Here is a 10195-nt window from a genome sequence, read left to right as displayed (position 1 = left end):
GCTGTCCGCCGTTGCGGATCGCTCGCAGCACATCGGCGTATTGCCGGGCATGGCCGGCGTGGTCGGCGGTCGGGTCGGTGGAGCTGCAGCCCCTCCTCCAACTCCCCGTCGACCAAGGCGTACCCCTGACTCCGCACCCGGCCGAGCAGGGCCCTCAGCTCCGCCGGATCCGTGACCGTTCTCGGTGTGAGTGAGACCGGCTTCGGCAGCTTCGGCTCCGTCTGGTCCGCCAGCATGACCCGGCCCAGAGACGTGGCATACGCCGGCAGCCGGATCCCGACCGTGAAGTTGACGCTCATGATGCGGCTCGGGGCCGCCCGGGCCGTGTACTGGATGTCGTCGCCCGTCAGCACCGCCAACGAGGTCGACTCGTGCAGGAGCTGGGACAGCTCGGTCAGGTGCGGGACGGCGATGTCCGGAAGCGACACCCTGGACAGCGGCGGGAAGCCGAGGCCCAGGACGCGCGGGGTGAGCCGGAAGGCGCGGTCGTGGGCGGTGACGTAGCCGAGGTGCTCCAGCGTGATCAGCGCGCGCCGGGCCGTGGCCCGCGCCAGTCCCGTCGCCTCGGCCACTTCGGACAGCGTCATCGCAGGGCGGCCCTCCCCGAAGGAGGTGATCACCGTCAGTCCGCGCGCCAGTGACTCCACGAAGTCACGCCCCAGCTCCTGCTTGGACGCCCCGGTCCAGGTCGCGAGCCCGGACGGCGCGGCGGGGTCGGCGGGCGGGGCCTCGCGCAGCTCCCGCTCCATCGCCTCCACCGCCGTGCTCAGCCGGGGCAGCAGGGCCCGGCGCAGGTCGTCGGCAGAATGCCGGCTGGTGTGGCTGACCACGCTGACCACGCAGGCGATCCGGCCGCTCTTCTCGCGTACGGGCAGGCCGAGGGCCACCAGACCCGGTTCGATGAGCTGGTCGTCCAGTGCCCACCCCTGCACCCGCGCCTGCTCGGTGCGGGCCTCGAAGTCGTCGCCGAGGGTGCTGCCGTCCGATCCGTCGAGCGGGCGGCTGCGGGCCGGCACCGCGGGGAAGCCCCGGTCCTCGGGGTCCGTGGCCCGGCGCTCGCGCCAGCGCTTCCAGTCCGCCTCGTCCCACTCCGTCGCGAACAGCGGGCCTGGAGCGGTCCGCTCCGCGGGCAGCAGATCACCGATGCGGAAGCTCAGTGACATCGCGCGGCGGCGGGTCGCCTGATGGATGAAGCGGATGCCGTCCCGATCGGGGACCGCGAGGGACACGGACTCGTCCAGTTCGTCGGCGAGCGCGTCCGCGTGTGTATCGAGCAGCGTCGGAAGCCGCAGCGCCGCCAGGTAGGCGTTGCCCAGCTCCGTCAGCCGCGGGGCGAGCAGGGCGTCCCGGCCGTCGAGCCGTACGTACCCCATGCGGGCGAGCGTCGCCGTGATCCGGTCGACCGTGGACCGGGCGAGCCCGCTGGCCCGCTCGAGAGCGCTGAGGCTGCAGCTGCCGTCGGCGTCGGTGAGCCGCCGCAGCACGGTGAGCCCGCGCACGAGGGGGGTGACGGCTTCGGCGGGGATCGCCGTGGCCGCGTTGACGTTCGGGAGCATGAAGTCACGGTAATGCCGGGCCGGGCGCATCCGCCGTGTTCGCCCGCGTCGTGCGCCGTCCCGGACTCCGTACGGCCCGAGGACCGGTCACCGCCGGGTCACGTGTACCCGGTAGTCGCCGGTGGGCGTCGTGCCCACGACGGTGACGACGATCCCCGTCTTCGGGTCCGTGAAGGTCTGCCCGGGCTGGAACGTGGCGTCGGACAGTTCGGCCTGCACGTTCGGGCTTCGGGTGCAGCCGCCGCTGTTGCGCTGGGAGTCGTAGACCGTGATGGGCCCGCTGCCGGTGTCGACGTCCGCGTCGACCCGGTAGATGAGGATGCCGGGCCTGCACACCTCCGCGTCGTTTCCGGCGTGGGTGCGCAGTTCGAGGGCGTACCCGGCCCTGGAGCTGATCGGTATGAAGACGAGCTTCCGGCCGCCGGCGCGGCCGAGGGGGGTCAGCGTGTACTCGGTGGTGCCTCGTGTGACCGCACAGCTGACCTGGGAGCCCTTCAGCCAGCCGAGCTTCCACTTGTGCCAGCCCAGCAGGTCGTTGTTGGCACCCCAGTCCTCGCTCATGATGTCCCAGTGCCCGACGGCCGTCCCGCCCTCCTGCGTGTAGAGGTCGGGCAGGCCGAAGGTGTGGCTGTTCTCGTGGGGCAGGACCCGGTAGCCGGTCGTGGGGTAGGAGCCGGAGCCGTCGTCCTGGCGGCTGTAGATGAAGGACGCGTTGGAGATCGGTACACCGTCGGCGACCGGGGCATCGGGGTTGCCCGCGAACGTCACCGACAGGACGGTGTCCAGGGCGGCCGGGCCCGCGTTGGGGGTGACCAGCACGTTCACCAGGTCGTAGCGGCGGAAGTCCACCTGCGGATCGGCGGTGGCCACGATGTCCTGGACGAGCAGGCGGTAGCCGGGGTCGAAGGGCGCGCCGCGCTCCAGCCCGTACGCCTTGAACGGCTTGGGCATCCGCAGCCAGTGACGTATCGGGGCCTCGGGGCGGTAATCGAGGCGGCCGTAGGAACTGGTGGCGAACCACTTCTGGGTCTGCGGGAAGAACTCCCCGTACCGGCTCAGCGCGCTGCCCTGGCCGGGAACGTCAGGGAAGTCGATCATCAGCGTCAGCGCGTGGATCGTGCCGGTGGAGCGGGCGTAGCCACGGGATGTCGGGATGGACTCGGGCATCTGGATGCCCGCACGGCCGTGGATCATGCAGGGGCCGAGTGCCGAGGCACGGGACGGTGCGGCGGATCCCGCCGTGGAGGCCCCCCCGATCAGATATCCGGTGCCCGCGGAGGTGGAGACCGCCAGGGTGAGGACGGTGACCGAGGCGATCGAGGCGACACGGCGCGTGTGTATCCGGCGGCGGGACAGCAGCATGCAGGGGTCCCCTTCGCTTCACGACTGGTCACGGAAAGCGCCTGTGTGCTCACCCTGGGTCAAGATCGGTGTGGGTGCTCGCTGAGGCGGACCGAACGAGGGGTTCCGGGCGTCGAAGGGAGGGTGGGGCGGCCGGTGTGAGGGGTTCGGGGGAGGTGCGGGGCGGCTGGTCCGAGGCGTTCCGCGCGGGGAAGGGCTGGCGGGGGGCGGCCCCGGTTCGAGGTGCGCTCCGGGGCTTTGGGGCGCAAGGCGCGGTGGTGTCGTTCCGGCGCGAATGGGGCGATGGAGGATCTCCTCCGCGATGTGGCTCAGCTCACACGAAAGGGCGCCGGGCGGGGAAATAACCGGGGATCGATTCCCCGTTTAAGCATGTGTCCGAGCGAAACGGGGACTGGGTCCCCGGATCGCGTTCCATTCCAACGAGGAGTGCGCCGTGCAGACCGCGACCCCCGTGCAGCGCCGTGTGTCCCGGCCGCGTGCCGATGCCCTGCGCAACCGGGAGCGGATCGTCACCGCCGCCCGGGAGATGTTCGTCGAGTTCGGCCCCGACGTGCCGTTCGACGAGATCGCCCGCCGGGCCGGCGTGGGCAACGCCACGGTGTACCGCAACTTCCACGACCGTGAGGCGCTGGTCCGCGAGGTCGTCTGCTCGGTCATGGACCGTACGTCCGAGGGCGCCGAGCGGGCGCTCGCCGAGACCGGGAACGCCTTCGAGGCCCTGTCCCACTTCGTGCACGCAGTCGCCGACGAGCGCTTCGGCGCGCTGTGCCCGATGTTCGCCACCGCGTTTCACGAGCACCACCCCGAGCTGGAAGCGGCTCGGGAGCGGCTCGAGCAGCTGATCGAGGAGATCATGGACCGCGCCCGAGCGGCCGGGCAGCTCCGTCCCGATGTCGAGCGCGGGGACCTGATGATCGCGGTCGCGCAGCTCAGCAGGCCGCCGGCGGGTACCGGCTGCCTCAGCCTCGACCGCTTCGTCCACCGTCATCTGCAGCTGTTCCTGGACGGTCTGCGGGCCCCGGCCCGCTCCGAACTGCCCGGCACGGCCGCGACCATGGAGGATCTCCGCCAGGCCTGAGCGATTAGTTCCACGGGCTCCGCCCGTCTTCCCACCGAAGACCCCGTCTCCTACTGACGACAGGGCCTCGGCCGTCACCGGCGACGTGCCGTGCTGCCTGACGCCCTTTTCCGCCTACGAGTTCCGACATTTCCGTCACGAAGTCCCGAAGTGGGTACCTCCATGTCTGAAACAGCCCGAAGCGTCCCGGGCGCTTCCGCTCCCGACTCCAACCGATGGCGGGCGCTGGTCTTCATCGCACTCGCCCAGCTGATGGTCGTCCTCGACGCCACCATCGTGAACATCGCACTTCCCTCCGCCCAGCAGGACCTGGGGATCTCGGACGGCAACCGCCAGTGGGTGGTGACGGCCTACGCCCTCGCCTTCGGTGGTCTTCTGCTCTTCGGCGGCCGGGTCGCCGACCTGTGGGGCCGTAAGCGTGCCTTCGTCATCGGCCTCTCCGGCTTCGCCCTCGCCTCCGCGCTCGGCGGTGCCGCGCAGAGCGGCGCGATGATGTTCGGCTCCCGTGCCCTCCAGGGCCTCTTCGGCGCACTCCTCGCCCCTGCCGCGCTGTCCCTGCTCGCGGTCATGTTCACGGACGCCAAGGAGCGCGCCAAGGCCTTCGGCATCTACGGTGCGATCGCCGGTGGCGGTGGCGCCGTCGGTCTGATCCTCGGCGGCTTCCTCACCGAGTACCTGGACTGGCGCTGGACGTTCTTCGTCAACATCCCGTTCGCCGTCGTCGCCGCGGCCGGCGCCTACTTCGTCATCCGGGAGCCGGAGGGCGGCCGCAACCGCTCGCCGCTCGACATCCCGGGCGTCATTCTCTCGACCCTCGGCCTGGTCTCGCTCGTCTACGGCTTCACGCGCGCCGAGTCGGACGGCTGGGGCGATTCCCTGACGGTCGGCCTGTTCGTCGCGGCCGCCGTCCTGCTCGTGGCCTTCGTGCTCACCGAGTCCAAGGTCAAGGCCCCGCTGCTGCCGCTGCGCGTCATCACCGACCGCAACCGCGGAGGCGTCTACCTCTCCCTCGGTCTCGCGATCATCGCGATGTTCGGCACGTTCCTCTTCCTGACCTACTACCTGCAGGTCGTGAAGGGCTACTCGCCGGTCAAGACCGGCTTCGCCTTCCTGCCCATGATCGCGGGCATGATCACCGGCTCCACCCAGATCGGCACCCGTCTGATGACCCGCGTCCCGGCGCGGTTGCTGATGGGCCCCGGCTTCCTGGTCGCCGCCGCCGGCATGTTCCTGCTGGCCCAGCTGGAGATCGGCTCGTCGTACGCCTCGGTGGTGCTGCCGGCCATGCTGCTGCTCGGCCTCGGTATGGGTACCGCGTTCATGCCGGCGATGGCCCTGGCCACGCACGGTGTGCAGCCGCGGGACGCCGGTGTCGCCTCCGCGATGGTCAACACCTCGCAGCAGGTCGGCGGCGCGATCGGCACGGCCCTGCTGAACACGATCGCGGCATCGGCGACCACGTCCTACATCAAGGACCACATCGCGACCGCCACCTCCAAGTCCCAGGCGCAGCTGGTTCAGCTGCAGGGTCAGGTGCACGGTTACGCGAGCGCGATCTGGTTCGCCGTCGGCATCCTCGTCGTCGCCGCGGCCGCCGCCCTGACCCTGGTCAACGCCGGCCGCCCGGGAGCCCAGTCGGTCTCCGGGCAGAGCGAGGGCGCAGAGGACGAGGTGCAGATCCCGGTGGTCGCCCACTGACGGCCGGTACGTCGGGTCCCGTGCGCGGCGCCTCGCGCACGGACCGTCCACGAGGCACTTCGCTCACGGAACTTCGTGCACGGGACTACGCCCGCGGATGAGAGACGGGTGTCCATTGTCCGCAGGTCTTCCGGCGGTCCGCCCCGGTTCCGCGAAAGCGCGGGACCGGGGCGGACCCGTTCGCGGACGGAGGCGACGGCACGGCCTCTGCGCCGTACGGGGGACGGGGTTCAGCGGAGCCAGGGCAGGTCCGCCCCCGCCTCCTTGGGCTGCAGTCCCTCGGCGATGACCGACATGATCTCGCCGAGGGACCTCTGCTGTTCGGGGGTGAGCCGGTCGAAGATCGCCTGGCGCACGGCGGCCACATGCCCGGGCGCGTGGCGTGACAGTACGTCGTATCCCTCGTCCGTGAGGACGGCGAGCTGGCCGCGCTTGTCGGCGGGGCAGTCCTCGCGCCGCACCCAGCCGTTCTTCTCCAGCCGGGCGATGGCGTGCGAGAGCCGGGAACGTGTGATCTTGGCCTGCATGGCCAGCTCGGTCATGCGCAGCCGCCGGTGCGGTGCCTCGGCGAGCTGGACCAGCAGTCCGTAGTACACGTGCGGCATGCCCGCGTCGCGCTGCAACTGGCGGTCGAGATGGTCCTCGAGAAGAGTGACGGCGTGCATGTACGCACGCCAGGTGCGCTGCTCCTCGTCGGTGAGCCAGCGAGAGTCATCAGCGGGTGCCGTCTTCATGTCCCCACTCTACGAGGCCTCTTCTTGAAAGTTAAACAAATCGGGGGTAGCCTGTCGAGTAACTTGAGAGTTCAAGCAATGCGAAGGGAGCAGCCGCCATGTCGGCCGTCATCGAGGAGCGCACCGCGCCCGAGCGCATGCCCGCCCTCTACTTGAGTCATGGTGCGCCCCCGCTGGCCGATGACCCCGTCTGGCCCGGTCAGCTTGCCGCCTGGTCCGCAGGGCTGCCGCGTCCCCGGGCGATCCTCATGGTCTCCGCCCACTGGGAGGAGGCCCCGCTCGCCCTCGGCGCGGTGCGGACGCTGCCGCTGGTCTACGACTTCTGGGGCTTCCCCGAGCACTACTACCGGGTGACGTACGCGGCCCCGGGCGCCCCCGAGCTCGCCGAGTCGGTGCGCAAGCTCCTGCCCACCCCCGTGCAGGACATGCCGGACCGCGGTCTGGATCACGGCGCGTATGTGCCCCTGGTCGAGATGTACCCCGAGGCCGACATCCCCGTCCTGCAGATCTCCCTGCCGACCCTCGACCCCGTCCGGCTCATGGAGATCGGCCGCAGGCTGGCCCCGCTGCGCGACGAGGGCGTGCTGATCATCGGCTCCGGCTTCTTCACCCACAATCTGGCCGCACTGCGCCATGCGGGTGGAGTGCCGGGCTGGTCGGCGGAGTTCGACGACTGGGGCCACCGCGCGCTGGAGGCCCAAGACGTCGACGCCCTGCTGGACTTCACCCGCAAGTCCCCGGCGGGCCGCCTCGCCCACCCCCGCACCGAGCACTTCGCCCCGCTCTTCGTGACCATGGGCGCGGCGGACGCGGCGGGGGAACTGGACGCGCAGCGGTCCGTGATCGACGGGTTCTGGATGGGTCTGGCGAAGAGGTCGGTGCAGTTCGGCTGACCCGCCGGCCAGAGCTCCTTCTCGTGCCAGGCCACGTCCCAGTAACGTCCGAATTTGAACCCCACCCCGCGGTACGTGCCCACGTGCCGGAAACCGAAGCGTTCGTGCAGCCGCACGGACGCTTCGTCGGGCTGGGCGATGCCCGCGTAGGCGCGGTGGAGGCCCTCCTCGGCCAGGGACTCGAAGAGAGACCGGTAGAGGTGCGCGCCGACCCCGCGGCCCGTCGTGTGCGGGGCGAGGTAGACGGTGAGCTCCACCGAGGTCGCGTACGCCGGCTTCGGACGGAAGGCGCTGAATGTGGCGTACCCGAGAATCTCCTGTGACTCCGGTGCCACGGCAACCTTCAGCAGGTGTGGGCCGTCTTCAGGGTGGGAGAGCAGCCAAGGACGTTGCTCTTCCGGGGTGAAGATCACGGTGTCGAAGGTGATGGGCGTCTCACGTACATAGTGGTTCTAGATGTCCGTGAGGGCTACGAGGTCGCCCTCGACTCCTGGCCTGACCTGCACCTCTGTACGTTCCGACGGCATCCGGCCTCCCTGGTGGCGGCACAGGGTACTGCATGATCAGAAAAATAGAGGGACGGGTTGGGAATTCTGTCCTGATTCCAGTCGTTGTTTCCTTCGGATGCCGGGCACCCGGAAGGGTGTCCGAAGCGTCACTGGACCACCCGCCAGCCCACCATCGCAAGGGAGCACGCATGGCAACCCGTGCCGTCGCCCGTCGCAAGTCCGCCGGAGGCGAGACCGTCGACGCGGCAAACAGTGTTCGCGCCCATGGCGGCGAGATCGCCGATCGCGACCTGGTCGGCATGTACCTCGACGAGATCGCGCGTACGCCGCTGCTCGACGCCGCCAGGGAGGTCGAGCTGTCCCAGGTCATCGAGGCGGGGGTGTTCGCGCGGCAGATCCTCGACGGGGAGGAGGAGGCCAAGGCCGATGCCACCCGTGAGGAGCTGGAAGCCCTGGTCGCGGAGGGGGAGCGGGCCAAGGACATCTTCATCCGCTCGAACCTCCGGCTCGTCGTCGCCGTGGCGCGCCGCTATCCGCGCAGCGGTCTCCCGCTGCTCGACCTGATCCAGGAGGGCAACGCCGGTCTGGTGCGAGCGGTCGAGAAGTTCGACTACCGCAAGGGCTTCAAGTTCTCGACGTACGCGACCTGGTGGATCCGTCAGGCGATCACCAGGTCGATCGCGGACCAGTCCCGGACCATCCGGCTGCCCGTCCACCTGGTCGAGGAACTCGGCCGGATCCGCCGGGTGCAGCGCGAGTTCAACCGTGAGAACGGGCGCGACCCCGAGCCCGCCGAGATGGCCGCCGAGCTGGACACCACGGCCGAGCGCATCAGTGACGTGCTCGACTGGGCCCGCGACCCGGTGTCGCTCAACATGTCGGTGGACGACGAGGGCGAGACCCAGTTCGGGGACCTGTTGGAGGACACGTCGGCGGTGTCGCCGGAGCAGTCCGTGCTCACGCTGCTGCGCAGCGAGGAGCTGGACGACCTCATCGGGCGGCTCGACGAGCGTACGGCCTCGATCATCAAGATGCGGTACGGCATCGAGGACGGCCGGGAGCGCACGCTGACCGAGGTCGGCAAGGAGCACGGCCTCACACGTGAGCGCATCCGGCAGATCGAGAAGCACGCCCTGCTCGAACTGAAGAAGCTGGCGCGGCAGACGGGCTTCGACGCGGCGGCGTGACGGTTTCGTACGGCCGGTGTGCGACACCGGCCGGCAGATCCCTTCTCGCCGGACGACTTGGCGTGTTCCGTCGCTTCAACCCACCGGGTCCGGGGCACAACCCCTCCGGGTCCGTCCACAGCACGGGCCGGACCGCATGGTCCGCGCCCTCCAGAGCCGAGTCCCGACGCACTCCCCCCGGCGCCGGGACTCTCCCCAGCCGGGTCCCGGTGCCACTCCCCCCTAGGCGCCGGGGCCCGGCCCTTTTCCTGCCTGCTCCGGACAGGGCGAGCCGATGGGCCGCCCCGTACCTGAACCCCGGGGCGGCCCGAATGGCAGATTGTGCCACAGCGGCATAACCTGCCGTCGTGACCAGTACGAAACGTATGAGCGGGACATCTCCCGCCCGTACGGCGCAAGAACCCGAGGGAGCTTCCCTCACCGAGCGGCGCAAGGCGGCGACCCGGATGGAGATCGCCCAGGCCGCGGCAGGACTCTTCATGGCGAACGGCCTGCGCGCCACCCGGGCCGAGGACATCGCCCGCTCCGCCGGGGTGGCACCGCGCACCTTCTACCGCTATTTCGCCACCAAGGAGGAGGCGCTGGCCCCGCTGTTCTCGGCGGGTGCCCGCAGGTGGTCGCAGGCCGTCCGCGACGCCCCCGCCCACCTCACCGTCGCCGACGCCCTGCACCACGCCGCGGTCCACACCCTGACCCCCGGCGCCGGCGTCTCCGCGAGGTCCCTCGAGTGGGTCCGCGCCCTGCTGCGTCTCACCGGCACCAACCCCGCGCTCACCAAGGTATGGGCCGAGATCTGCCAGGCCTCGGAACACGAACTCGCAGAGGTGCTCGCGGCGCGGACGCGGAGTGGTGACGATCCGTCGGATGCCGTGACGCCGGCGCTGCGTTTCACCGCCGCCGTCGCCTCCGCCGCGGTACGCGTGGCGGTGGAGAGCTGGGCCGCGAGTGACGAATCGGCAGCCGGTCCGCACGGGCCCGCCGCTCTCGCCGTACGCAACTTGGAGGCCCTGCGGGACTTCGTGTGGGAGATCGGCTGATTTTCTGCGGGAGGCCGGCCGCGCAGCGCTCCCCGTGCCGGCCCTCTCGCGCGCTGCGGTGCCGGCCTCCCGCGCGCTGACCGGCTCGGCGGCCGGCACAACTCCCGCCGGGCCGTACCCGTTTTCGGTGCGGCCGCCCAA

At 70.5% G+C, this 10195-nt stretch carries 8 protein-coding genes and 1 pseudogene; 5 read left to right on the top strand and 4 right to left on the bottom strand.

The window, feature by feature from the left end; genetic code table 11:
- Window positions 1-1556 (bottom strand): helix-turn-helix domain-containing protein (locus ABZ904_RS42805; protein ID WP_361829531.1); only part of this gene is annotated, 1556 nt, incomplete at its 3' end.
- Window positions 1557-1643: 87 nt separating this feature from the next.
- Window positions 1644-2918 (bottom strand): M6 family metalloprotease domain-containing protein, encoded by a 1275-nt coding sequence (locus tag ABZ904_RS42800; RefSeq protein ID WP_359405494.1) that lies wholly within the window; start codon window positions 2916-2918, stop codon window positions 1644-1646.
- A gap of 433 nt (window positions 2919-3351) precedes the next feature.
- Between ABZ904_RS42800 and ABZ904_RS42795 the strand changes: the two genes are divergently transcribed.
- Together ABZ904_RS42795 and ABZ904_RS42790 are read left to right on the top strand one after the other, a co-directional pair.
- Window positions 3352-3996 (top strand): TetR/AcrR family transcriptional regulator, encoded by a 645-nt coding sequence (locus ABZ904_RS42795; RefSeq protein ID WP_359405491.1) that lies wholly within the window; start codon window positions 3352-3354, stop codon window positions 3994-3996.
- A 162-nt stretch (window positions 3997-4158) separates the two neighbouring features.
- Window positions 4159-5694: an MFS transporter gene (locus ABZ904_RS42790; RefSeq protein WP_359405489.1), complete on the top strand. Its 1536-nt coding sequence runs from the start codon at window positions 4159-4161 to the stop codon at window positions 5692-5694.
- A gap of 230 nt (window positions 5695-5924) precedes the next feature.
- Here ABZ904_RS42790 and ABZ904_RS42785 read toward each other — a convergent pair whose 3' ends face one another.
- A complete protein-coding gene (locus tag ABZ904_RS42785) occupies window positions 5925-6428 on the bottom strand; it encodes a MarR family transcriptional regulator (RefSeq protein WP_359405486.1) in 504 nt (167 codons plus the stop codon).
- A 98-nt stretch (window positions 6429-6526) separates the two neighbouring features.
- On the opposite strand from ABZ904_RS42785, the gene ABZ904_RS42780 reads away from it, so the two are divergent.
- Window positions 6527-7321: a class III extradiol ring-cleavage dioxygenase gene (locus tag ABZ904_RS42780; RefSeq protein WP_359405483.1), complete on the top strand. Its 795-nt coding sequence runs from the start codon at window positions 6527-6529 to the stop codon at window positions 7319-7321.
- A gap of 11 nt (window positions 7322-7332) precedes the next feature.
- Here ABZ904_RS42780 and ABZ904_RS42775 read toward each other — a convergent pair.
- A pseudogene (locus ABZ904_RS42775) lies at window positions 7333-7848 on the bottom strand (N-acetyltransferase family protein); the annotation flags it as partial.
- Between the two features lie 170 nt (window positions 7849-8018).
- On the opposite strand from ABZ904_RS42775, the gene ABZ904_RS42770 reads away from it, so the two are divergent.
- Both ABZ904_RS42770 and ABZ904_RS42765 read left to right on the top strand, forming a co-directional pair.
- Window positions 8019-9017, top strand: coding sequence for a sigma-70 family RNA polymerase sigma factor (locus tag ABZ904_RS42770; RefSeq protein WP_359405480.1), 999 nt, complete (start codon window positions 8019-8021; stop codon window positions 9015-9017).
- A 446-nt stretch (window positions 9018-9463) separates the two neighbouring features.
- Complete coding sequence (locus ABZ904_RS42765; protein ID WP_359405532.1) at window positions 9464-10054, top strand: TetR family transcriptional regulator; 591 nt, start codon at window positions 9464-9466, stop codon at window positions 10052-10054.
- Window positions 10055-10195 lie beyond the last annotated feature (141 nt).

The sequence above is a fragment of the Streptomyces sp. NPDC046900 genome, assembly GCF_040644975.1.
In the GTDB taxonomy this organism is placed as follows: domain Bacteria; phylum Actinomycetota; class Actinomycetes; order Streptomycetales; family Streptomycetaceae; genus Streptomyces.
The sequence above is the reverse complement of the archived record's forward strand: the minus strand, read 5'-3'. Positions and strand labels throughout refer to the sequence as shown.

Coding starts and splice junctions, on each gene's coding strand:
- ABZ904_RS42800 (WP_359405494.1), bottom strand. CDS start 2,918: ATGCTGCTGTCCCGCCGCCGGATACACACGCGCCGTGTCGCCTCGATC.
- ABZ904_RS42790 (WP_359405489.1), top strand. CDS start 4,159: ATGTCTGAAACAGCCCGAAGCGTCCCGGGCGCTTCCGCTCCCGACTCC.
- ABZ904_RS42785 (WP_359405486.1), bottom strand. CDS start 6,428: ATGAAGACGGCACCCGCTGATGACTCTCGCTGGCTCACCGACGAGGAG.
- ABZ904_RS42780 (WP_359405483.1), top strand. CDS start 6,527: ATGTCGGCCGTCATCGAGGAGCGCACCGCGCCCGAGCGCATGCCCGCC.
- ABZ904_RS42770 (WP_359405480.1), top strand. CDS start 8,019: ATGGCAACCCGTGCCGTCGCCCGTCGCAAGTCCGCCGGAGGCGAGACC.
- ABZ904_RS42765 (WP_359405532.1), top strand. CDS start 9,464: ATGGAGATCGCCCAGGCCGCGGCAGGACTCTTCATGGCGAACGGCCTG.